This is a genomic window from Pseudomonas sp. 5.2 (assembly GCF_059025405.1).
On record NZ_JBYBHH010000011.1, the window covers coordinates 181,635 to 204,195 of the forward strand.

18 protein-coding genes are annotated in these 22,561 nt (G+C 64.7%); 5 read left to right on the forward strand and 13 right to left on the reverse strand.

Going from position 1 to position 22,561, the window contains the following annotated elements; genetic code table 11:
* The first annotated feature begins 70 nt into the window (after positions 1-70).
* Positions 71-775, forward strand: a complete 705-nt coding sequence (locus tag AC5PZ0_RS18165; protein ID WP_493855451.1) for a methyl-accepting chemotaxis protein — start codon at positions 71-73, stop codon at positions 773-775.
* 127 nt (positions 776-902) lie between these two features.
* Here AC5PZ0_RS18165 and AC5PZ0_RS18170 read toward each other — a convergent pair whose 3' ends face one another.
* A complete protein-coding gene (locus AC5PZ0_RS18170) occupies positions 903-1,679 on the reverse strand; it encodes a TatD family hydrolase (RefSeq protein ID WP_274888134.1) in 777 nt (258 codons plus the stop codon).
* A gap of 2 nt (positions 1,680-1,681) precedes the next feature.
* Positions 1,682-2,677, reverse strand: a complete 996-nt coding sequence (gene cra, locus AC5PZ0_RS18175) for a catabolite repressor/activator (RefSeq protein ID WP_493855439.1) — start codon at positions 2,675-2,677, stop codon at positions 1,682-1,684.
* A 277-nt stretch (positions 2,678-2,954) separates the two neighbouring features.
* On the opposite strand from cra, the gene ptsP reads away from it, so the two are divergent.
* Genes ptsP through AC5PZ0_RS18190 form a run of 3 tightly spaced genes read left to right on the forward strand, consistent with a single transcriptional unit; the run spans position 2,955 to position 8,490 of the window.
* Positions 2,955-5,807, forward strand: coding sequence for a phosphoenolpyruvate--protein phosphotransferase (gene ptsP, locus AC5PZ0_RS18180; RefSeq protein ID WP_493855440.1), 2,853 nt, complete (start codon positions 2,955-2,957; stop codon positions 5,805-5,807).
* Positions 5,807-6,754 (forward strand): 1-phosphofructokinase, encoded by a 948-nt coding sequence (gene pfkB / locus AC5PZ0_RS18185; protein ID WP_265969974.1) that lies wholly within the window; start codon positions 5,807-5,809, stop codon positions 6,752-6,754. The genes ptsP and pfkB overlap by 1 nt, the downstream gene beginning before the upstream one ends.
* A complete protein-coding gene (locus tag AC5PZ0_RS18190) occupies positions 6,751-8,490 on the forward strand; it encodes a PTS fructose-like transporter subunit IIB (RefSeq protein WP_493855441.1) in 1,740 nt (579 codons plus the stop codon). Before pfkB ends, AC5PZ0_RS18190 begins: the two co-directional genes overlap by 4 nt.
* A 788-nt stretch (positions 8,491-9,278) precedes the next feature.
* On the opposite strand, the gene AC5PZ0_RS18195 is transcribed toward AC5PZ0_RS18190, so the two are convergent.
* The gene (locus AC5PZ0_RS18195) at positions 9,279-9,500 is read right to left on the reverse strand and encodes a DUF3820 family protein (protein WP_027595485.1); all 222 of its coding nucleotides are present in this window, start codon (positions 9,498-9,500) and stop codon (positions 9,279-9,281) included.
* A gap of 200 nt (positions 9,501-9,700) precedes the next feature.
* Here AC5PZ0_RS18195 and AC5PZ0_RS18200 point away from each other — a divergent pair, with 200 nt between their 5' ends.
* A complete protein-coding gene (locus tag AC5PZ0_RS18200) occupies positions 9,701-10,177 on the forward strand; it encodes a ferritin-like domain-containing protein (RefSeq protein WP_027595486.1) in 477 nt (158 codons plus the stop codon).
* Here AC5PZ0_RS18200 and AC5PZ0_RS18205 read toward each other — a convergent pair.
* From AC5PZ0_RS18205 to AC5PZ0_RS18250, 10 genes are all read right to left on the reverse strand, one after another.
* Positions 10,174-11,670: a sensor domain-containing diguanylate cyclase gene (locus AC5PZ0_RS18205; RefSeq protein ID WP_099428341.1), complete on the reverse strand. Its 1,497-nt coding sequence runs from the start codon at positions 11,668-11,670 to the stop codon at positions 10,174-10,176. The two genes, AC5PZ0_RS18200 and AC5PZ0_RS18205, sit on opposite strands and share 4 nt — an antisense overlap.
* A gap of 252 nt (positions 11,671-11,922) precedes the next feature.
* Positions 11,923-13,257: an OprD family porin gene (locus tag AC5PZ0_RS18210; protein WP_027595488.1), complete on the reverse strand. Its 1,335-nt coding sequence runs from the start codon at positions 13,255-13,257 to the stop codon at positions 11,923-11,925.
* A gap of 204 nt (positions 13,258-13,461) precedes the next feature.
* On the reverse strand, positions 13,462-13,686 hold the full coding sequence (locus AC5PZ0_RS18215) for a hypothetical protein (protein ID WP_027595489.1): 225 nt from the start codon (positions 13,684-13,686) through the stop codon (positions 13,462-13,464).
* A 130-nt stretch (positions 13,687-13,816) separates the two neighbouring features.
* Positions 13,817-15,229, reverse strand: coding sequence for a heavy metal sensor histidine kinase (locus AC5PZ0_RS18220; RefSeq protein WP_493855442.1), 1,413 nt, complete (start codon positions 15,227-15,229; stop codon positions 13,817-13,819).
* Positions 15,204-15,878, reverse strand: coding sequence for a heavy metal response regulator transcription factor (locus AC5PZ0_RS18225; protein ID WP_265970308.1), 675 nt, complete (start codon positions 15,876-15,878; stop codon positions 15,204-15,206). Before AC5PZ0_RS18225 ends, AC5PZ0_RS18220 begins: the two co-directional genes overlap by 26 nt.
* 9 nt (positions 15,879-15,887) lie before the next feature.
* The gene (locus tag AC5PZ0_RS18230) at positions 15,888-18,980 is read right to left on the reverse strand and encodes a multidrug efflux RND transporter permease subunit (RefSeq protein WP_454242508.1); all 3,093 of its coding nucleotides are present in this window, start codon (positions 18,978-18,980) and stop codon (positions 15,888-15,890) included.
* Positions 18,977-20,140 (reverse strand): efflux RND transporter periplasmic adaptor subunit, encoded by a 1,164-nt coding sequence (locus AC5PZ0_RS18235; protein WP_493855443.1) that lies wholly within the window; start codon positions 20,138-20,140, stop codon positions 18,977-18,979. Before AC5PZ0_RS18235 ends, AC5PZ0_RS18230 begins: the two co-directional genes overlap by 4 nt.
* 231 nt (positions 20,141-20,371) lie before the next feature.
* Positions 20,372-21,106, reverse strand: a complete 735-nt coding sequence (locus AC5PZ0_RS18240) for a YkgJ family cysteine cluster protein (RefSeq protein ID WP_493855444.1) — start codon at positions 21,104-21,106, stop codon at positions 20,372-20,374.
* Positions 21,103-21,414 (reverse strand): hypothetical protein, encoded by a 312-nt coding sequence (locus AC5PZ0_RS18245; RefSeq protein WP_027595495.1) that lies wholly within the window; start codon positions 21,412-21,414, stop codon positions 21,103-21,105. The genes AC5PZ0_RS18240 and AC5PZ0_RS18245 overlap by 4 nt, the downstream gene beginning before the upstream one ends.
* Before the next feature lie 88 nt (positions 21,415-21,502).
* Entirely contained in the window at positions 21,503-22,402 is a 900-nt protein-coding gene (locus tag AC5PZ0_RS18250; RefSeq protein WP_099428348.1) for a chemotaxis protein, read from the reverse strand.
* Between the last annotated feature and the right edge of the window lie 159 nt (positions 22,403-22,561).

A 22,561-nucleotide genomic window follows, 5' to 3' on the forward strand; every position in this document is an offset into this window, starting at 1 on the left:
AGTGCGGAGCAACCAGGCAGTCAGCGGCCAGCGTGAGCAAATCGAGCAAGTGGCCACGGCCATGAACCAGATGAGCGCCACTGCCCAGGAGGTCGCACGCAGCGCGGCGCTTGCGGCCGATGGCGCGCAACAGGTCAACCAGGAAAGCGCCACTGGCCGTGGCCTGGTGCAACGCCAGCAAGGCAGCATCGACCGGCTGGCTGCCGAGATCGACCAGAGCGTGGTGGCCATCAATCAGCTAGCCAGTGACAGCCAGGCAATCGGGCGGGTGCTTGAAGTGATCCGCAGCATTGCCGAGCAGACCAACCTGCTGGCACTTAACGCCGCGATCGAGGCAGCGCGCGCCGGGGAGCAAGGCCGAGGCTTCGCGGTGGTCGCCGATGAGGTGCGCACCTTGGCCAGGCGCACCCAGGACTCGACTGCAGAGATCGCGCAGATGATCCAGCGCTTGCAGGAGGGGGTCGCAGCGGCGGTCAGTGCCATGGGCAGCAGCCACCAGATGGCCGCTGGCACCGTCGATGAAACGCGACGGGTGCAGCAGGCGTTGGGCAATATTTTGGGTGCGGTGGGCAGTATCGTCGAGCAGAACCAGCAGATTGCCGCTGCCGTGGAGCAGCAGACCGCCGTGGCGCATGACATCGACCAGAACATCGTGGCGATCAACAGCGCCGCGCAGGACACCACCCAAGGAGCCTGCCAGACCGAGGAGGCTAGCCGGGCATTGTCTGCTCAGGTGGTGGAGTTGAAACGGTTGATCGGGGCGTTCAGGGTTTAATGAAGCTACCTCTGTAGGAGCAGCCTTGAGCTGCGAAGAGGCCGGTAAGGCTGTAGAGAGGCTGTGGCGGTAATGGCCTCTTCGCAGCGCAAGGCTGCTCCTACAGCGCTAGCGCCGGGGCAGTCAGCTACCAGCCAAATAACTCACAGGCATTCTTGCTGCTGGCGTCAGCCAACACGTCCACCTCTATGCCGATCACCTCAGCCAGTGCTGCGGCAATCTCCGGCAGGTGCTCCGGGCTATTACGCTGCCCGGGGTACATCACCGGGGCCATGTCTGGCGCGTCGGTCTCCAGCACTACGCTTTCCAGCGGCAGCCGGGCAAGGGTCTTGCGCAAGCGCACTGCCTGCGGCCAGGTAGCCGCCCCACCAAGCCCCAGGCGGAAACCAAGCTTGATGTACTCGCGCGCCTCTTCATAGCTGCCTGCAAAAGCATGGATGACCCCAGCCCGGGCCGGCTTGTAGCGCTTGAGCGTGGCGATCACCTGGGCATGGCTACGGCGCACATGCAGCAAGGCCGGCAGCTCGAACTCGCAGGCCATCTGCAGTTGTGCTTCGAACAGCGCCTGTTGGCGATCTTTGTCCAATGCTTCCAGGTAGTAGTCCAGCCCGAACTCACCCACGGCGCACAGGCGCGGGTCGCCGCGCAGGCGCTCCAGCCAGTCGCGCAGCTGGGCAAGGTGCTCTGGGCGATGCTGGCCCAGGTAAACCGGATGCAAGCCCAGGGCAGCAGCCACACGCGTGTCGGCGCAGGCCAGGTCCCACACCCGCTGGAAATTCGCCTGATACACCCCCAGCACCACCATGCGTTCCACCCCGCGCGCCGCCGCATTGGCCAGCAGGCGCGAGCGGTCGGCGTCGAAGTCGGGGAAGTCCAGGTGGGTGTGGGTGTCGATCAGGCGCATGTTCAGGCCGCTGGGATACGTTGCTTGAAGGTTCGACCGATGGCGTGCACGCCGGGCTCGTAACGCTCTTCCTCGATGGCTGCCAGGGCCAGCTCTAGCGCAGTGGCGGCGATCAGCCCGTGCTGTTGGGCCATGGCATTGACCGGAAGCGGCAGGAAGTCGAGCAACTGGTTGTCACCGAAGGTGCCCAACTGCAGCTGGCGCGAGTCGGCGGGGCGCGCCTGCAAGGTGTCGAACACGCCCTGCAGCAGCACGTAGGAGGTGGTTACCAGGGCATCCGGCAGGCCACCCTGTTCGTCGATCAGTTGCAGCATCAGGCGCTGACCGCATTCACGGCTGAACGCCTCACCCTGATAACGGCGCACCTCACCTGCATAGCCTTGCAGGGCTTCGTCGAAGCCGCCGGCACGGGCCTGGCTGACTGAAAGCTCCGGGCGGGCGCCAATCAGGGCGATGCTGCGCGGGGCTGCGCTGAGCAGGCTGGCGGCCAGCTGACGGCTGGCGTCGCGATCATCGCTGATCACCGAGCAGAAATGCGCAGGGTCCAGGCGACGGTCGATGGCGATCACCGGCAGGCCCTTGTCTTGCAGCTCACGGTAGCTGTCGTCTTCCACAGGCAAGCAGCTGGCGACGAACAGGGCATCGCATCGACGGGCGCGGAACAGTTGCTGCAGCTGGCGCTCGCTGTCCGGCTGGTCATCGCTGCTGGCAATCAGCAACTGGTAGCCACGGGCGCGGGCGCCTTGCTCGAGCTGCTTGGCGATGCGGGCGTAGCTGGGGTTCTCCAGATCCGGGAGAATGAAGCCCAATGTGCGGGTATGTCGGCTGCGCAGGCCGGCGGCTTGCGGGTTGGGCGTGAAGCCATGGGCTTCGACCACTGCGCGCACGCGCTCGACAGTGCTGCTGCTGATGCGCTGCTGTTCGGCCTTGCCATTGATGACGTAGCTGGCAGTGGTCACGGACACACCGGCCAGACGGGCGATATCGCTGAGTTTCACCGAATTTTCCTTGTTATTACCGGGGCTGGCTGCGAGGCCAGACCGGATAGTTTGACCCGGAGCTGCGCTCGCGCGCAGACGACCATTGTCGCAATTGTCCGACAGGATGGGGCTTTTTCCTCGGGAGATTATCGAGTAACGTGGCCGCCTGGTCAGATTAATCGTTTCAGCTGCCAAATTTTCTGCCTCGGCTGCCATCTGCGCAAGGCTGTTCAACTGGCCATTTTCGACAACAATACCTCAGTACCCCACCTGGGTACTGCAAAAGGAGAAGGGCATGCTCGAGCTCGCCACAGGGCAAATAGCCATGGGCCAGAAGGCCGCGGACAAGGCCGAGGCCTTGCGCCTGCTGGCAGATCAGCTGGTGGCCGACGGCCTGGTCGCCGAGGGCTACCTCGCAGGGCTGCAGGCCCGCGAGGCACAAGGCTCGACCTTCCTCGGGCAGGGCATTGCCATCCCGCATGGCACGCCGCAGACCCGCGACCTGGTCCACACCACCGGTGTGCGCTTGCTGCAGTTCCCCGAAGGGGTGGACTGGGGCGATGGCCAAAGGGTCTACCTGGCGATCGGCATCGCCGCCCGTTCCGATGAACACCTGCGCCTGCTGCAATTGCTGACCCGTGCCCTGGGCGAGACCGACCTGGCCGAGGCGCTGCGCCGGGCCAGCTCTGCCGAGGCCTTGCTCAAACTGTTGCAAGGCGCGCCACAGGCGTTGGCGTTGGATGCGCAACTGGTTGGCTTGAACCTACCGGCCGAAGATTTCGACGAGCTGGCCTGGCGCGGTGCGCGCTTGCTGCAGCGCGCCGGTTGCGTCGACAGTGGCTTTGCCGCCGTGCTGCAGCAGGCCGAGCCTTTGCCACTGGGCGAGGGCCTGTGGTGGCTGCACAGCGAGCGCCAGGTGCGCCAGCCGGGCCTGGCATTCATCACCCCGCAGCAACCGCTGCGCTATCGCGATCAGCCGCTCAACGGCCTGTTCTGCCTGGCCAGCCTCGGCGCCGCTCATCAGGCTTTGCTCGAGCGCTTGTGCGAAGTGCTGATCGAAGGGCGCGGGCAGATGCTCTACCAGGCCACCAGCAGCCGTGCGGTGCTGCAGGTGCTGGGCGGTGAGGCGCCGGCGGATTGGCCCGGCGCGCGCATCGTGTTGGCCAACCCCCATGGTTTGCATGCCCGCCCGGCCAAGGTGCTCGCGCAACTGGCCAAAGGCTTCGAGGGCGAAATCCGTGTGCGGCTGACCGACAGCGCGCAGCCAGCGGTGTCGGTCAAGAGCCTTAGCAAGCTGCTGAGCCTCGGCGCCCGCCGTGGCCAGGAGCTGGAACTGATTGCCGAACCCGCCATCGCCGCCGATGCCTTGCCAGCGCTGCTGGCGGCCATCGAAGCGGGCTTGGGCGAGGACGTCGAGCCGCTGCCACAAAGCTCCGCACCGCTAGCCAGCCTGCCGCTCGAAGTGCTTCAGGCACCCGCCGCAGGCAGCCGGATCCAGGGTGTAGGCGCGGCGCCTGGGATTGCCAGTGGCCCGGCGCACGTCTGCGTCGAGCGCGACATCGATTACCCCCTGCGCGGCGAATCCCGCGCCCAGGAACGGGCCAAGCTGCGCGAGGCCTTGGCAACGGTGAACAGCGAGTTGCACAACTTGGTGCAGCGCAGCGACAAGGCCATCGGCGAGATCTTCGTCACCCACCAAGAGATGCTCGCCGACCCGGCGTTGGCCGACGATGTCGAGCAGCGCTTGGCCCAGGGCGAAAGCGCCCCGGCGGCGTGGATGGCCGTGATCGAGGCGGCAGCCCGGCAGCAAGAGTCGCTGCATGACGCCTTGCTCGCCGAACGGGCCGCTGACCTGCGCGACATCGGCCGGCGCGTGCTGGCCCAGTTGTGCGGCGTGCAGGCGCAGGTCGAGCCCGCACAGCCCTATGTGCTGGTGATGACCGAGGTCGGCCCTTCCGATGTGGCCAGGCTGGACCCGAGCCGGGTCGCCGGTATCGTTACCGCCCAAGGCGGCGCGACGGCCCACAGCGCCATTGTCGCGCGTGCCCTGGGCATTCCGGCAGTGGTCGGCGCCGGTGCGTCGATTCTGCTGCTCGAGGCCGGCACGCCATTGCTGCTCGATGGGCAACGCGGTGTGGTCAGTGTTGCGCCAGCGGCCGCCGAGCTGCAGCGTGCCCTGGCCGAGCGCGACCAGCGCGAACAGCGCTTGCAGGCAGCCTGGGCCCATCGCCATGAACCGGCAGTCACCCGCGATGGCCATGCGGTCGAGGTTTTCGCCAACATCGGTGAGAGCAGCGGTATCGACAAGGTGGTGGAGCAGGGCGCGGAAGGTGTCGGGCTGCTGCGCACCGAACTGATTTTCATGGCCCACCCCCAGGCACCCGACGTCGCCACCCAAGAGGCCGAGTACCGCCGCGTGCTCGATGGCCTGGGTGGCCGGCCCCTGGTGGTGCGCACCCTGGATGTCGGCGGCGACAAGCCGCTGCCGTACTGGCCGATCGCTGCCGAAGACAACCCCTTCCTCGGCGTGCGCGGCGTGCGTTTGACGTTGCAGCGCCCGCAGGTCATGGAAGACCAGTTGCGCGCCTTGCTGCGCGCCGCTGACCAGCGCCCGCTGCGGATCATGTTCCCGATGGTCGGCCAGGTGCACGAGTGGCGTGAAGCGCGGGCCATGGTCGAGCGCCTGCGTGAGGAAATCCCTGTGGCCGACCTGCAACTGGGGATCATGGTCGAAGTGCCCTCGGCAGCCCTGCTGGCGCCGCAGTTGGCCCGCGAAGTGGACTTCTTCAGCATCGGCACCAACGACCTGACCCAATACACCCTGGCCATCGACCGTGGCCACCCGAGCCTGTCGGCCCAGGCCGACGGCCTGCACCCGGCCGTATTGAGCCTGATCGACATGACCGTGCGCGCTGCCCATGCCGAAGGCAAGTGGGTGGGCGTGTGCGGTGAGCTGGCCGCCGACCCGCAGGCGGTGGCCATGCTGCTTGGCCTGGATGTTGACGAGTTGAGCGTCGCCGCCCGCAGCATTGCCGAAGTCAAAGCCCTGGTTCGCCAGGCCGATCACCAAACGGCCCGCGCCCTGGCGCGCGAAGCCTTGCAACAAGACAGCGCCGCGGCGGTTCGCGCGCTGGTGGAGCGTTACTGATGGCCAAGATCCTCACCCTTACCCTGAACCCGGCGCTGGACATCACCATCAGCCTCGATACCTTGCGCCCGGGGCACGTCAACCGCAGCCAGGCCCAGCACAGCGATGCGGCGGGCAAAGGGCTGAACGTTGCCCAGGTCTTGGCCGACCTTGGCCACAGCGTCACCGTGGGCGGCTTTCTCGGGCAGGACAACCTGCAGCCGTTCGAGGCCTTGATCGCCTGGCGCGGCTTTGCCGATTGCTTTGTCCGCGTGCCGGGCGAAACGCGCAGCAACATCAAGCTGGTCGAAGCTGACGGCCGCGTGACCGATATCAACGGCCAGGGGCCAGAAGTCGATGAAGCCGCCCGTACCGCGTTGCTGCGGCGGCTGGAACAGATCGCCCCAGGGCATGACGCGGTAGTGGTGGCCGGCAGCCTGCCACGGGGTATCAGCCCCGAATGGTTCCGCCAGTTGCTCGAGCAACTCAAAGCTCAGGGCCTCAAGGTCGCCCTCGACAGCAGCGGCGAAGCCTTGCGCGTCGGCCTGCAAAGTGCGCCTTGGCTGGTCAAGCCCAACACCGAGGAATTGGGCGAGGTGCTGGGCCTGGCCGTACAAACCCCAGCGCAGCAACGCGCGGCTGCTGAGCGGCTGCTGGCCAGCGGTATCGAGCATGTGGTGGTGTCGGCCGGCGAGCACGGCGTCAGCTGGTTCGCCCGCGACCTCGCCCTGCATGCCCAGCCGCCCACGGTGCGGGTGGCCAGCACCGTGGGTGCGGGGGATTCGCTGGTGGCTGGCATGGTCGACGGCCTGTTGCGTGGCGAGGCGCCGGCGCAGACCTTGAGCCGCGCTACCGCCATTGCCGCCCAGGCCGTGACCCAGGTCGGCTTTGGCATACGTGACCGCGAGCAACTGGCACGCCTTGAAGCCGGCGTGCAACTGACAGAACAACAAGAGGGTTGCCGATGAACATTGCCATTGTCACCGCCTGCCCCAACGGCCAGGTGTCCAGTGTGCTGAGCGCGCGCTTGCTGGCGGCAGCTGCGCAGCGCCGTGGCTGGAGCACCCGTGTCGAGGTACAGGACGCCGAGCACCCCGAGCGGCAACTGACGGCGGCCCAGCTCGCCGAGGCCGATTGGGTACTGGTAGTAAGCACCGGGCCGATCGACCTGGCCCGCTTCGTCGGCAAGCGCGTGTACCAGAGCACGCCGTCCCAGGCCCTGGCCGACCGTGAGGGGTTCCTCGACGAGGCGGCGGCCAACGCCCAGCTGTTGGCGGATACGCCCGACAGCCCGGCAGCGTTGAGTGGCGCTGGCGTGCGGATTGTCGCCGTCACGGCGTGCCCGACCGGCGTCGCGCACACGTTCATGGCTGCCGAAGCCTTGCAGCAGGCCGCGCAGCAGCAGGGCTATCAACTCACCGTGGAGACCCAGGGCTCGGTGGGGGCACGCAACCCGCTGTCCGCCCAAGCCATCGCCGAAGCCGACGTGGTGCTGCTGGCCGCTGACATCGAAGTCCCCACCGCACGGTTTGCCGGCAAGCGCATTTACCGCTGCGGCACCGGCATCGCCCTCAAGCAGGCGCGCGCCACCCTGGACAAGGCCCTGGCTGAAGGCAAGGTCGAGAACGCTGCAGATGCCGCGGCGGCCTCCGCTACCGGCAAGGGTGAAAAGACCGGCGTGTACAAGCACCTGCTCACTGGGGTGTCGTTCATGCTGCCGATGGTGGTGGCGGGTGGCCTGTTGATCGCCTTGTCGTTCGTGTTCGGCATTGAGGCCTACAAAGAGCCGGGCACCTTGCCGGCAGCGTTGATGCAGATCGGCGGCGAGGCGGCGTTCAAACTGATGGTGCCGCTGTTGGCCGGTTACATCGCCTGGTCCATCGCCGACCGCCCGGGCCTGGCGCCCGGCATGATCGGAGGGTTGCTGGCCAGCACCCTGGGCGCGGGCTTCATCGGCGGCATCATCGCCGGTTTTCTCGCCGGCTACAGCGCCAAGGCCATTGCCCGCTGGGCACGCTTGCCGAGCAGCCTGGAGGCGCTCAAGCCGATCTTGATCATTCCGCTGTTTGCCAGCTTGTTCACGGGCCTGGTGATGATCTACGTGGTTGGCCAGCCGGTGGCGGCCATGCTCGAAGGGCTGACGCAGTTCCTCGACAGCATGGGCACCACCAATGCCATCCTGCTGGGGTTGGTACTCGGCGGCATGATGTGCGTCGACCTGGGCGGCCCGATCAACAAGGCCGCTTATGCGTTTTCGGTGGGCCTGCTGGCCTCGTCGAGCTATGCCCCCATGGCGGCGACCATGGCCGCTGGCATGGTGCCGCCCATCGGCCTGGGCATTGCCAGTTTCCTCGCCCGGCGCAAGTTCGCCCAGAGTGAACGCGAGGCGGGCAAGGCCGCGTTGGCACTGGGGCTGTGCTTCATCTCTGAAGGTGCCATCCCGTTTGCCGCCAAGGACCCGCTACGGGTGATCCCGGCGAGTGTCGCCGGGGGTGCCTTGACCGGTGCACTGTCGATGTACTTCGGCTGCAAGCTGATGGCGCCGCACGGTGGCCTGTTCGTGCTGCTGATCCCCAATGCCATCAACCATGCGTTGCTGTACCTGCTGGCGATTGTCGCCGGCAGCTTGCTGACGGCCGTGGTGTATGCGGTGATCAAGAAGAGCGAGCAAGTGGAACTGGCCGTCGCGCCGGTGAAAGGCTAGCCCCACCCAGCCGCGAACTGTGTAGGAGCAGCCTTGTGCTGCGAAGAGGCCATTACCGCCTAACAAAATGTTCAGCCATACCGGCCCTTTCGCAGCACAAGGCTGCTCCTACAGGTCAAGCACGAGCCTGAAGTCAGCATTGAACCAGCAAAAAGCCGACCCTGAGGTCGGCTGGCCACCGTATCTGTAGGAGCAGCCTTGTGCTGCGAAGAGGCCATCACCGCCTAAAAAATTGTTCAGCCATACCGGCCCTTTCGCAGCACAAGGCTGCTCCTACAGGTCAAGCACAAGCCTGAAGTCAGCATTCAACCAGCAAAAAGCCGACCCTGAGGTCGGCTGGCGACCGTATCTGTAGGAGCAGCCTTGTGCTGCGAAGAGGCCATCACCGCCTAAAAAATTGTTCAGCCATACCTGCCCTTTCGCAGCACAAGGCTGCTCCTACAGGTCAAGCATGAGCCTGAAGTCAGCATTGAACCAGCAAAAAGCCGACCCTGAGGTCGGCTGGCGACCGTATCTGTAGGAGCAGCCTTGTGCTGCGAAGAGGCCATTACCGCCTAAAAATTGTGCAGCCATACCGGCCCTTTCGCAGCACAAGGCTGCTCCTACAGGTCAAGCACGAGCCTGAGGTCAGCATTGAACCAGCAAAAGCCGACCCTGAGGTGGCTGGCCACCGTATCTGTAGGAGCAGCCTTGTGCTGCGAAGAGGCCATCACTGCCTACCAAAATGTTCAGCCATACCGGCCCTTTCGCAGCACAAGGCTGCTCCTACAGAACACAATGAGGCGCTATTAGCGCCGATGCTTTTGCCGCAACGGCTCTAGCAAGTCCATCAGCCCGTTGTGATCGACTTCATGCATCAACGCCAATAACCCGCCCAGTTCTCCGGCCGGGAAGCCTTTGCGCGCGAACCAGGCCAGGTAGTCACCCGGCAGGTCGGCGATGATCCGACCTTGGTATTTGCCAAAGGGCATGGTCCGGGTGACCAGCAGTTCGAGGGTTTCCGGTTTCATCGACGCACCTGGCAGTCCAAAAGCGCCGACCATACTGCAATCTGCACGAAGGCCCAAGCGGCAATCATGCAGAACGCCGCTTCGAGTGCATTCTTCTAATTATTTAACTTATTGATTTATAACGATTTATTTTTCTGTCTAAGGTTGGCACGAACGCTGCTCCATTACAGATGACTATCACCTGCCAAGGAGTTCGTGAAATGAGCAACCCCAACAAAGACGTAATTGATGTGCTCAACGACCTGATCGAATACAGCAAGGATGGCGAAAAAGGCTTCAAGTCGTCGGCCGATGACGTCAAGAACCCAGAGCTGAAAGCCTTCTTCGTGCAGCGCGCCGGTGAGTGCGCCAATGCCGCCGGTGAACTGCAAAGCGAAGTGCGCCGCCTGGGTGGCGACCCTGAGACGTCCACCAGCATCAGCGGCGACCTGCACCGTGGTTGGGTCAACCTCAAGGCGATGGTCACCGGCAAGGATGAAGAGGCCGTGCTGAACGAAGTGGAGCGGGGCGAGGACCATGCCCTGAAAGCCTACAAGGAAGCCCGCGAGAAACTGGTCAAACTGGGCCGTACCGCCAGCGATCAGAGCTACACCCTGGTGGAAAAACAACTGCAAGGCGTGCAACGTAACCACGACCAGGTGAAAGCGCTGCGTAACGCCGCCCGCGCCCGCTCCTAGTCGCCAGGCCCTTCTACCCGGTTACGCCCGTTGGCCTTGGCCCGGTAGAGCGCCTCATCCGCAGCCCCCAGCACGCTCGCCAGATCGTGCTGGGGGTTTGCTTCGTACAGGCCGATGCCGATGCTGACCGTGACGGCACGGGTGTCATTGGCAAACGGCGCCAGGGCCGCGACGCTGGCCCGAATGCGCTCGGCCAGCAGGGTGGCGCCGGCCAGATCGGTTTCTGGCAATATCACCTGAAATTCCTCCCCGCCATAGCGTGCCGCCAGGTCTGCCGGGCGCCTGATGCACCCCTCGATGCACTTCGCCACCTCCCGTAAGGCATGGTCACCACCCGCGTGGCCGTGGCGCTGGTTGAACGCCTTGAAATGGTCCACATCCACCATCAGCACGGCCAACGGCTTGTGGTTGCGCTGCGCGCGTGCCCACTCCTGGCGCAGCACTTGGTCCAGCCGGCGGCGGTTGGCCAGGCCGGTCAGGCTGTCGGTGGCGGCCAGGGTGGCCAGGCCTTGTTCGGCCTCGTGGCGGCGGCGCAGCTCGCGGCCCAGCAGCAAGGTTAGCCAGAGGATGCCGATGCACAGCACGCCGGTGGCCACGCTGACCAGAATCGCGGTGCGCCGCCACGACTGGAACACCTCGTCGGCCGAGTGCACCACCAACACGATCAGCGGCAGGTCGGCGACCCGGGCGAAGGTGTACATGCGCGAGGTGCCGTGGGTGGCAGAAAGGGCTGTGAAGCTGCCACTGCGCTCGCCAAGGATGCGCTTGAAGTTGGGCCGCTCGGCGTAATTGGTGCCGATCAGCGGGTCTTGCGGGCGGGTCGGCTGGCGGGCCAGCAACTGGCCGTCGGTATTGAACAGGTTGATGCTGCTGTCATCGCCGATGTCCAGGCGCTTGAACAATTCGCTGAAGTACGAGAGGCGCAGGGCCCCCGCTGCCAGGCCGGCGAATTCGCCGTCTGGGCCGGGGATGCGCCGGCTGAAACTGATGCACCAGTCCAGGTCGCCCAGCTTGGCCTTGAACGGCGGGCCGACCAGCATGCCGAGGTTGGCGTTGTGCTGATGGGCCTTGAACACACCGGTGTCGGCGAAGTTGGCCTGGCGCGGTATGGCGCTGGTGGAATCGCCCACCACGTTACCTTGCTTGTCGAGCCAGAGTACGTCACCGCGTTTGCGGTCGACGAAGGCTTCATTGAACAACAGGCGCTGGCGCAACACGCCAGGCACTTCAGGCAGCTCCTTGCGCCCGACTGCCCAGATCAGCCCTTGCAACGACTGATCGTAGAGTTCGGCATTGCGCAGGATATCGCTTTCGATCAGCTGGACGATGTTGTTGGAAGAACGGATGGCCGACAGTTCGACGCTGTCGCGCTCACGGGCCAGCAGGTAGCTGACGATGGCCACGATGGCGAGCACGGCGAGGCAACTGCCCAGGTTGAGGATCAGCTCGGGGTGCGACCTGTAGAGTGCGAAACGCGGTGATCGGGTGAGCATGCTCGCTACTGCTGAGGCAGGGCCATTCGCGGCGGCGACATTCTAGGGAAGAGGGGATTGTCGGACAAGATTTGTCCGACGGAATCGCGTGGTGGTGCAGAGAACAGTGGTCGCAAGCCTGCCTTCAATCCGGTGGGAGCGGGCTTGCCCCGCGAATGGCCTCATGCGGTGCCTGGCACCGGCTGCGCCGGTGTTCGCGGGGCAAGCCCGCTCCCACTGGGTCTGCGCTAAGTCAATGAAACTAGGCGCGGGTCAGAACACGTTCAGCGGGTAATCAACGATCACGCGCAGTTCATCGTTGTCACTGCTGCTGTCGATCGACGCATAACCCTGGCTGCCACGGTGAGCGGCATAACGCACCAGCACCGAAAGGTCCTTGAAGTCGCCTTCCTGGAACACGTATTTCACGTCCAGGTCACGCTCCCAGTGCATGGCGTTCTTGCCATCGGCGCGGTAGTAGTCGTAGTGCGTGTTGCCCTGGTCAGCCTTGGTCAGGTCTGCCTCGCCACGCGAATACGACAGCGTCGTGCTCAGGCCGGGGACGCCCAGGCCGGCGAAGTCATAGCCGTACTGCAGCTTCCACGAACGCTCGTTGGGGGCGTTGAAGTCCGAGTACATGCGCGAGTTGTCCAGGTACACGCTGTCGCCCAGGTTGATGTAGTCGAACGGCGTATCGCCATTGACCCGCTGGTAGGCGGCCGTGACGCTGTGGAAGCCGGCGTTGACGGTGAAATGCACGCTGTAGGTGTTGTTGTCGATCTTGCCCAGCAGGGCCTGGCCGGTGTCCTGGGTGTGATAGAAGTGCACGCCCGGGTTGAGGCTGACCAGGTCGTTGACCACGTAGGTGTAGTCAAAATCAGCGTAGTACTGGTTCCAGATGTCCTTCAGCTCGGCGGCGTAAAGGTTGGCGGTGATGTTTTCCGTGCCGCTCCAGGACGCGCCGGCCCAGTTCAGGTGCTTGCTCTTGTCATGTTCGTCCAGCGAGCCGTAATAGGTGTCGATGCGGCGGTGGCCGCTCTGGTTGTACGGCTTGGTGAAGCTGACTTGGCCGCCTTCGAGCAGCAGGCCGTCGACACTGGTGTTGGTCAGGCTTACACCGCGGAAGGTCTGCGGCAGCATGCGGGTTTCGCCGCCAGCGATCACGGGGTTGGTGAGGAACAGGTCACCGGCTTTGAGCTCAGTGTCAAAGGCTTTGAGCTTGAGCGCTGCGCCTGCGGTAGAGAACGAATGCGGGGCCGCGCCCAGTTCGCCGTCGTCCTTCACATGCGTCGGCAGAATGCTGGTGCCGGCATGGCCGCCACCGCCGTCGAGCTTGAGGCCCAGCATGGCATGGGCGTCCACGCCAACGCCGATCACGCCCGGGGTATAGCCGGACTCGAAGCGTGCAACCGCGCCCTGGCCCCACTCGCGGGTGTCGCGCACGCCGGCGTTGTGGTTGTCGCGGTTGAAATAGGCATTACGAAAATGCAGGTTGAACGAAGAACCTTCGATGAAGCCATCAGCCTTGTCTTCATCTGCCTGGGCGGCGGTGGGAATCGTTGCAGTCAATGCAATGAACAGCGGGGTAAAACGAAACGCGGAAGGCACCGGTACTAGCTCCTTTGGTCTGACGGTGGGGCAGTTTTTATTTTTGAATGTGCAACTTTTTTATTAGGGACGTTACAGCGAGGCTGATAGTTAAAGCACATAAAAAAAGCCGCTGATTGGCAGCGGCTTTAAAAGGCTAACATATCGGCACCAGCGGTGCCCATGGCGTAGCCAAGGGAAATCGGGAGCAGGTACAACGGTCGATCAGCTATCGGCATTAACGTCGCTGGACACTTTGGAAGCTGTCTGGTTTGCGTCTTTTACGGCATCGGTCTGCTGTGCGGCTACGGCTTCGCGGGCTTCTTGATGGACCGCGGCGAGCTCGGCATTACGGGCGACGAAAGCGGGGGATTCTTCGGCCATGGCCAGGGGCGACAACAACAGGGAAGACAGGACGAAGACGCTGGCAATACCCATACTGTTGGACATTTGAAACTACCTTCTTGCGATGCAAGTGCTAATGAGGACAGGGCTAAAGTTAGTCCCTCAATGGCCTTGGAAACAGAGCGAAGTACGATAAGCACTGTTGCGCAAAAGGTAACGATCGTGCCGCGAACACTCAGGCTTTTGCTGGAAACCCGCGTCGTTGAGCGCTTGGCAAGCGAATGCCGAAAGTGTTGGCGCCGGCCTCGCTGTGCACAAAAACCTCGCCCCCATGCATCAGGGCGATCGCTTTGACGATCGCGAGCCCCAAACCGTGGTTGCCGCCACCACTGTTACTGCGCGCGGCATCCACCCGATAGAAGCGCTCGAACAGCAGCGGCAGGTGCGCGTCATCGATTGCAGGGCCCGGGTTGCTCACGGCGATGGTGACCTGTTCCGGCCCGTTTACGATTTGGACCTCGATCACTTGGTCGGGCGCGGTGTGCTGCACCGCGTTGTTCAGCAGGTTGATCAGCGCGCGGCGCAGTTGGGCTTTTTCGATGGGCGCCTGAGCATCGCCACTGACCTCCACGCGGACCTGCGCGTCTTCGAGGATGTAGTCCAGGTAATCCAGCGTGGTCGCCACTTCCTCTGCCAGCGACGCCTGGGTCAGCGCGGTGGCCTTGCTGCCCTGGTCGGCGCTGGCCAGGAACAGCATGTCGTTGATGATGCTGCGCAGGCGCTCCAGTTCTTCAAGGTTGGATTGCAGCACTTCGAAGTAGTGCTCGGCACTGCGACCGCGGGTGAGGGCCACTTGGGTCTGGCCGATCAGGTTGGTCAGCGGCGAGCGCAGTTCGTGGGCCACGTCGGCGTTGAACGCCTCAAGCCGCGAGTAGGCTTGGCTGACCCGGTCGAGCGCGGCGTTGAAGGCCCCGGCGAATTGCGCCAGTTCCGGGGCCAGATCATTAGTTTGCAGGCGCCCGTCCAAGCGCGGTGGGGCCAGTGCCTGGGCTTCGTTGGACAACGCCAGCAACGGGCGCAGGCCGATGCGGGCCACCCAGTAACCGAGCACCGACGCCAGCAGCACACCGAGCACCGCCAGGCCGACGATGGCCACCAGCAGGCTGTGTTGCGCCTGCCAGAAGGTCTCGGTGTCGATGCCAATCAGAAAACGCAGCGGCGGCCGGTCGGCCAGGGCCGGCAACTCGCTGACCAGGACTTTGTAGGGGTAGGGCTGGTCTGGCAGGCGCAGGTCGCGCATGCCTGGCGGGCCTTCGGCAAACGCGCGCACTAGTTCGCTGGGGTGGCCATAGTCGTATGCCGGATCGCTGCTGACCACCCAGAATCGGATACGCTTGTCCTCCTCGCTGAGCAGGTTGAGCTTGTTGCTGACCTTGGCCCAGTGCTCGGCGGTGCCGAAGCGGTTGAGGGTGGACTCAAGCACACTGAACCGCGCATCCAATTCGGCGGCCGGCAGCAGGTCGAGGCTGTGGTCGACCTGGCGATACAACGCCGACCCGATCAGCAAAAACACCCCCACCGCCACCAGGATGAACAGCGCCGACAGGCGCAGCGCGATGGAGTTAGCCCGCACGGTTTTCCAGGACATAGCCCATGCCTCGGATGGTGTGCAGCAGCTTGTTGTCGAAAGGCCCATCGAGCTTGGCGCGCAGGCGCTTGATCGCCACCTCGACGACATTCGCATCACTGTCGAAGTTGATGTCCCAGACCAGCTCGGCGATGGCGGTCTTGGACAGAATTTCGCCTTGGCGGCGGGCCAGCACACTGAGCAGCGAGAATTCCTTGGCGGTCAGGTCCAGGCGCTGGCCGGCGCGGCTGGCCTTGCGCGCCATCAGGTCGATCCACAGGTCGGCGACCTGGATCTGCAGCGGTTCATGGCTGCTGCTGCGACGGGTCAGGGCCTGCAGGCGAGCGACCAGCTCAAGGAACGAAAAGGGCTTGCCCAGGTAGTCGTCGGCGCCTTCGCGCAGGCCATGGATGCGGTCTTCGACCCGCTCGCGGGCGGTCAGCATGATCACCGGCGTCTGCTTGCGCGCGCGCAAGGCGCGCAGCACGCCATAGCCGTCCAGGCCGGGCAGCATCACATCGAGCACGATCACGGCGTAGTCGCTTTCCAGGGCCAGGTGCAGGCCATCGATACCGTCACGCGCCAGGTCCACGGTAAAGCCTTGCTCGCTCAGCCCGCGGTGCAGGTAGTCGGCGGTTTTTTCTTCGTCTTCGATGATCAGCACACGCATGGTCTTGTCTCAACTGGCACTTGGCGCGGCCGCATGGGCGGCCCGGCGGCGGTGGAACAGGCGCTCCAGGGCCAAGTATATGACCGGGGTGGTGAACAGCGTCAGGGCCTGGCTCACCAACAACCCACCTACCACCGCGATGCCCAGTGGCTGGCGCAGCTCGGCGCCGGTGCCAAAGCCGAACATCAGCGGCACTGCGCCGAGCAGGGCGGCGAGGGTGGTCATGATGATCGGCCGGAAGCGCGTCAGGCAGGCCTGGTGGATTGCCTGCTCGGGCGTGAGGCCGTGGTGGCGCTGGGCCTCGAGGGCAAAATCGATCAGCAGGATGCCGTTTTTCTTGACGATGCCGATCAGCAGCACCACGCCGATCAGCCCCATGATGCTGAAGTCCTGGCCCATGGCCCAGAGCAGCATCAGCGCGCCCAGGCCCGCGGAGGGCAGGGTGGAGATGATCGTCAGTGGGTGGACGAAGCTCTCGTAGAGCACCCCCAGGATGATGTACACCGCCACCAGCGCAGCCAGGATCAGCCACGGCTGGCTCGACAGCGAACTCTGGAAGGCCTGCGCCGCACCCTGGAAGTTGCCGCTGATGGAGTCGGGCATGCCCAGTTCGCGCTGGGTGCGCTCAAGGATGCTTACCGCATCGCCCAGGGCCACGCCCGGGGCGAGGTTGAACGACAGGTTGGCGGCTGGGAACAGGCCATCATGGCTGATCGACAACGGCCCGGTGCTCGGCGGCGCGACGTGGGCCACCGCCGACAAGGGCACCATCTCGTTGCTCAGGGGCGAGCGCAGGTAGAAGTAGTTGAGGCTCTCGGCCTTGCCGCGCTGGCGGGCGTCCAGTTCGAGGATGACCTTGTACTGGTTGGTCTCGGTCTGGAACTCGCTGATCTGCCGCTGGCCGAAGGCGTCGTACAGCGCCTGGTCGACATCGGTGGTGGTCAGGCCGAAGCGTGCGGCGGCCTGGCGGTCGATGTCGATGCGGGTGACGCTGGCCCCCAGTTGCAGGTCGTTGGACAGGTCACGCAACGCCGGGTTTTCGCGCAGGCGGTCGGTCAGGCGCTGGGTCCACAGGTTCAGCGCCACGCCGTCGTTGCTCTTGAGCACGTACTGGTACTGGGTGCGTGATGGGCCGGAGCTGAGGTTGATGTCCTGGCCGGCGCGCATGTACAGCACAATGCCCGGCACCTGGGCGAGCTTGGGCCGCAGCCGGTCGATCAGCTCGCTGGCTGACACATCGCGTTCGCCGCGGGGCTTGAGGGCGATCCAGAAGCGGCCGTTGGCGATGGTCTGGTTGCTGCCGGTGACGCCGACGGAATGCGAGAACGCCCGCACGGCCGGGTCGGCCTCGATGATCTTGGCCAGGGCCTGGTGCTTCTCGATCATGGCCGGGTACGACACGTCCGCTGCCGCTTCGCTGGTGCCGAGGATGAAGCCGGTGTCCTGCAACGGGAAGAAGCCCTTGGGGATGGCCACATAACCCACCACCGCCAGGGCCAGGGTCACGCCGAACACACCGAGGGTCAGGCGCTGGTGGGCCAGGGCGCGGTTCAGGCCTTTTTCGTACCACTTGACCAGGCGTTCACCGAAGCCGCCGTGCTGCGCGCCGGTCGGGCGGCGCATGAACAGCGCACACAAGGTGGGTGCCAGGGTCAGCGAAACCACCACCGAAATCAGGATGGTGGCCGTGGCGGTCAGGGCGAACTCCTTGAACAGCCGCCCGACCACCCCGCCCATGAACAACAGCGGGATGAAGGCAGCGATCAGCGAGAAACTGATCGAGACCACGGTAAAGCCGATTTCGCCTGCGCCCTTGAGGGCGGCCGTGCGGCTGTCGTCACCCGCCTCCAGGTGGCGATGGATGTTTTCCACCACGACGATGGCATCGTCGACCACGAACCCCACCGAAATGACGATGGCCACCAGGGTCAGGTTGTTCAGGCTGAAGCCGAGTACGTACATCAAGGCGCAACTGGCAATCAGCGACACGCCGAGCACGCTGGACACCACCAGGGTCGCCGACCACTGGCGCAGGAACAGGGCCATCACCCCGATCACCAGGGCCACGGCGATCATCAAGGTCAGCTCCACCTCGTGCAGCGAGGCGCGGATGGTTTGGGTACGGTCCTGCAACACCGACACCTCGATCGACGCCGGGAGCATTTCCTTCAGCTTGGGCAGCGCGGCCAGCACCCGGTCGACGGTGTCGACGATGTTCGCGCCGGGCTGGCGGAAGATCACCAGGTTCAACCCCGGCTGGTCACCGGACCAAGCCTTGACGTAGGCGTTCTCGGCGCCGTTGATGACCTTGGCCACGTCCTGCAGGTGCACCGGCGCACCGTCGCGGTACGAGACGATCAATTGGGCATAGTCTTCGGGGTGGAACAGCTGGTCGTTGGCGGCGATGGTCGACACGCTGTGCTCGCCGTACAGCGCGCCTTTGGCCAGGTTGAGGCTGGTTTGCTGGATGGCCTGGCGCAGGTCGGCGAGGGTCAGGCCGATGGCGGCCAGCTTCTCCGGTTGCGCTTGCACGCGGATGGCCGGGCGCAGTTGCCCGGTGATGTTGATCAGGCCGACCCCATCGATCTGGCTCAGCTGCCGGGCCAGCAGGGTTTCGGCGTAGTCGCTCAGGTCATTGCCGGGCATTTGGTTCGAGCTGACGGTCATCACCAGCACCGGGCTGTCGGCTGGGTTGACCTTGCGCCAGGTCGGCGGGTTGGGCAGGTCTTGTGGCAGCCGTGCGGTGGCGGTGTTGATGGCGGCCTGCACTTCCTGGGCTGCGGTGTCGATGTTCTTGTCGAGGGTGAACTGCAGGATCAGCGTGGTCGACCCCAGCGCGCTGCTGCTGGTCATTTGGGTCATGCCGGGGATGGCGCTGAACTGCACTTCAAGCGGCGTGGCGACCGACGAGGCCATGGTTTCCGGGCTGGCCCCAGGCAGTTGAGCGGTGACCTGGATGGTCGGGAAGTCGGCCTCTGGCAGCGGAGCCACCGGCAGCCGAGGGAAGGCGATGGCGCCCAGCAGGACCAGGGCGAAAGTCAGCAGCAGGGTGGCGATCGGGTGGTCGATGCACCAGGCCGAAACCCCGTTGCGGGTATTCATGGCTGGCTCCGGCGGTCGGCCATTTCCGAAGGCGCGGGGGCTTCGGTGGTGACCTCGACCCGCGAGCCCGGCTTGAGCCGCGACTGGCCGTCGAGCACCAGCTGATCACCCGCCTTGACCCCGGCGATGATGTTCAGCCCGCTGTCCTGGTACAGCACCTTGACCGGCACGCTGGTGACCTTGTCCCCGTCCAGGCGGTAGACGAAATGGCCGTCGATACCGCGCTGCACGACCGGCGGCGGCACGACCAGGGCATTCTCCTGCATGGCCGTGCGCAAGCGAATGGTGACCAGTTGGCCGGGCCACAGGCGCCCGTCCTTGTTGTCGAACTCGGCCTTGACCCTCACCGTGCCGGTGGTCGCCGAGATCTGGTTGTCGATCAGCGCCAGGTGGCCTTCACCCAGCAGGCTGCGTTCGCCGTCGGCGTCCATGTAGGCCTGCACCAGCGCCGGGGCGGGCGCCTTGAGCAAGCTCTGCAGGGTAGGCAGCATCTGTTGCGGCAGGGCGAACTCGATGGCAATCGGGTCGATCTGGGTCACGCTGAACAGGCCCTGTGTGTCGCTGCTGCGCACCAGGTTGCCGGGGTCGACGTTGCGGATGCCGACCCGGCCGGTCACCGGTGAGCGGATTTGGGTATAGGACAGTTGCACCTCGGCATTGGCGATGGCCGCCTGGTTGCCCTTGACCGTAGCCTGCAGCTGGTTGACCAGCGCTTGTTGCTGGTCGAGGGTCTGTTTTGACACCCCGTCATCGGTGCTCAGCAGGCGGTAGCGCTTGAGGTCGACACCGGCTACCTGGATCTGCGCCTGGCTCTGGCCAAGCTGCGCACGGGCCTGGTCGAGGCTGGCGCGGATGGCACGGTCGTCGAGGGTTGCGAGCAGGTCACCTTCCTTTACCCACTGGCCTTCCTTGACCAGTACCTGGGTCAGCACCCCTTCTACCTGTGCGCGGATCTCGACGCTGTGCAGCGACAGCACCGAGCCGATCGCACTGGCATAGCGCGGCACATCCTGCTGGCTGACGCTGACCACGCGCACCGGCACAGCCGCCTGCGCGCGGGGGGCGGGGGCCTCCTGACGCTGGCCGAACCAGACGCCCAGCACGACCAGGACAAGCAACGCCAAGGCGGCGAGGATGACAGAACGGGAAGGACGTCGCATCGGAGCGGGCACCTTGGCCAGAAGGGTGGGGACGGTTGTCTGTATTCAAGCTTATAGCCCCCGGACCGGGTCGGCAGCATGACGCCTGGCTGACAGCGCTGACAGTTTCAGTGTTTGACAGTACCGGCCCCTTCGCGGGTAAACCCGCTCCCACAGGTATTGCGCCAATCTTGCGGCTGGTGCAACTCCTGTGGGAGCGGGTTTACCCGCGAAGGGGCCGGTATGGGCTACTTAAAAACCAATAAAGGCGTAATAAACCGGTGCTTCGCAAGTGGTCTGCAAGCCATGGCACTGCAAACGGGCTGTCAGCTCGTCATCCTGCACATGCAGCGTCCACCGCGCACTGTTGTCCGCCGGCACCTGCGCCAGCGCTGCGGCAAACGCGCCCATCTCCGGCAGATAAGCGGTAAAGCCATTACCTTTTAGCGCACTCGTGGTCATGCCCAACGCCTGGCACACGGCAACCTTCGCCGCGATGTCATCTCGGTCTGCCTGGCGCGATGCCTGCACCAGCGCCGCCAGCTGCGGGTCGGCCAGTTGCGTGCCGTGAATCAGCTCAGGGCCCTGCTGCCAAGCCTCGGGCGGGCAGTCCTTGTTCTCGGGCCGCAGTGGGATATGCGGGTTGATCTCGACCGGGTAGATGCGGCAGACCAGCGGGCGCTGGTCATAGATGGTGCACAGGTCGTTATCGTCGAGGTTACGACAGCGCCCTGGGTTGAACGCCGCGAACGTTACCGAAACGCGGGCCTCACTGTCGCCGCAGGCCACCGGGTGGGAGCGGCGCAGCACATGCTCGCGCTGCTCGACCGGCATGCCTGGGCCGTCGACCACGAACGCCTCGATCAGCACCACCACCTGGCCAGCGGAGGCCGCCCACTGGCGGGCTTCGTCGAGGGTCAAGGGCACATGGTGGCCAGTGCAGCACTTGCCGCAGCCGGTGCAGGCGAATTGCACGCTGTCGGTCACTTGGCTTCCGGGCTCCATTCGCTGACGAACGCGCGCTGGTGCTGGCGGTCGTACAGGCACAGTTCGGTGCCGGTGCGCTGCTGCATGTGTTTTTGCGGGTAGACGCCTTCGATCAGCAGGGCGCTCATGCCGACCTGGTCGTCGAATTCGGCGGGCTTGCCACGCGCGTGAGCGTCCTTGAACTGGCTGGCGGCAAGGCACGCCTTGAGCATCTGCTGGCGCTGCTCGTTCCAGGCCTGGCTGCTGGAGGCCTGGGCGACACCGCTGAAGAGCGCGCAGGCGACAAGGAGGGAGCTGAAAAACTTCATACGCGATTCCGGCAAAAATCTTCCGAGGGGAGCGAATTATGCCCGACTCACCCCCGACGGCAAGCCGGGGAGTTTGTCGCTTGATGTATCAATGCTCGGCAAACACCACCGTCCGCGCCGCCACCACCAGGCAATCGGTCAGCTCGGGCGAGGAAAACTTGGTGAGGATGGCATTGGCCCCCGCGAGCCTGGCTTTTTCGCTGCTCATGGCACTGTCGAGCGAGGTGTGCAGCAACACATACAGGTGCTGGAAGTCCGGCGTCTCGCGCAGCGTGCGGGTGAAGGCATAGCCGTCCATCTCGGACATCTCGATGTCGGAGACGATGATGTTGATCGCCTGCTCGGTGCCCTGCAAGTCCAGCAACACGTTGATCGCATCCTTGGCGCTGCGCGCGGTGTGGCATTCGATGCCGAGGTTGCGCAGGGTGTGCACCGACTGCTGCAAGGCCACCTGGCTGTCGTCTACCACCAGGATGTTGGCGGCGGCCAGCAGGCTTGCGTCTTCTTCGCTCAGTGCCCCGTGCTGTGGCTCGGCGGCGGGCGGGGCGATGGCGTGAATGACCTTCTCGATGTCCAGCACCTGCACCAGCGCGTTGTCGACCCGGGTCACGCCGGTGATGAACGAGCGGTTGCCCGAGCCGAAGGGCGGCGGTTTGATGTCGGTGCTCAGGCAGTGGACGATGCGGCTCACGGCCTGCACATGCAGGCCTTGGCGCGAGCGGCTGATCTCGGTGACGATCAGGCAGCCGCCTTCAGGGTCCGCCAGCGGGCGCTCACCGATGGCACGGGACAGGTCGATGACCGACAGCGAATTGCCGCGCAAGGTGGCCACGCCTTTCACGTGGGGGTGCGATTCGGGCAGCTTGGTCAGTGAAGGGCAGGGGATGATCTCGCTGACCTTGAGCAGGTTGATTGCCATCAGCTTGCCGCTGCGCAGGGTGAACAGCAGCAGGGACAGCGAATCCGCGCGGGCTTTTTGCGTGGCCATGGTGACCTTCGTGGGAATAGAGGATAGAAGGATATCGGCCCGCCGAGCCGGCTCTTTAGCCTGTCAGCCGAATCCGTGTAGGAGCAGCCTTGTGCTGCGAAGAGGCCGGTGACAGCAATGACTAACTGCTGGGTATTCACCGGCCTCTTCGCAGCACAA

Excerpts from the sequence above, each read along its gene's own strand:
- AC5PZ0_RS18165 (WP_493855451.1), top strand. The coding sequence starts at position 71 with ATGAGCGCCACTGCCCAGGAGGTCGCACGCAGCGCGGCGCTTGCGGCC.
- AC5PZ0_RS18170 (WP_274888134.1), bottom strand. The coding sequence starts at position 1,679 with ATGCGCCTGATCGACACCCACACCCACCTGGACTTCCCCGACTTCGAC.
- ptsP (WP_493855440.1), top strand. The coding sequence starts at position 2,955 with ATGCTCGAGCTCGCCACAGGGCAAATAGCCATGGGCCAGAAGGCCGCG.
- pfkB (WP_265969974.1), top strand. The coding sequence starts at position 5,807 with ATGGCCAAGATCCTCACCCTTACCCTGAACCCGGCGCTGGACATCACC.
- AC5PZ0_RS18190 (WP_493855441.1), top strand. The coding sequence starts at position 6,751 with ATGAACATTGCCATTGTCACCGCCTGCCCCAACGGCCAGGTGTCCAGT.
- AC5PZ0_RS18195 (WP_027595485.1), bottom strand. The coding sequence starts at position 9,500 with ATGAAACCGGAAACCCTCGAACTGCTGGTCACCCGGACCATGCCCTTT.
- AC5PZ0_RS18200 (WP_027595486.1), top strand. The coding sequence starts at position 9,701 with ATGAGCAACCCCAACAAAGACGTAATTGATGTGCTCAACGACCTGATC.
- AC5PZ0_RS18205 (WP_099428341.1), bottom strand. The coding sequence starts at position 11,670 with ATGCTCACCCGATCACCGCGTTTCGCACTCTACAGGTCGCACCCCGAG.
- AC5PZ0_RS18215 (WP_027595489.1), bottom strand. The coding sequence starts at position 13,686 with ATGTCCAACAGTATGGGTATTGCCAGCGTCTTCGTCCTGTCTTCCCTG.
- AC5PZ0_RS18220 (WP_493855442.1), bottom strand. The coding sequence starts at position 15,229 with ATGTCCTGGAAAACCGTGCGGGCTAACTCCATCGCGCTGCGCCTGTCG.
- AC5PZ0_RS18225 (WP_265970308.1), bottom strand. The coding sequence starts at position 15,878 with ATGCGTGTGCTGATCATCGAAGACGAAGAAAAAACCGCCGACTACCTG.
- AC5PZ0_RS18230 (WP_454242508.1), bottom strand. The coding sequence starts at position 18,980 with ATGAATACCCGCAACGGGGTTTCGGCCTGGTGCATCGACCACCCGATC.
- AC5PZ0_RS18235 (WP_493855443.1), bottom strand. The coding sequence starts at position 20,140 with ATGCGACGTCCTTCCCGTTCTGTCATCCTCGCCGCCTTGGCGTTGCTT.
- AC5PZ0_RS18245 (WP_027595495.1), bottom strand. The coding sequence starts at position 21,414 with ATGAAGTTTTTCAGCTCCCTCCTTGTCGCCTGCGCGCTCTTCAGCGGT.
- AC5PZ0_RS18250 (WP_099428348.1), bottom strand. The coding sequence starts at position 22,402 with ATGGCCACGCAAAAAGCCCGCGCGGATTCGCTGTCCCTGCTGCTGTTC.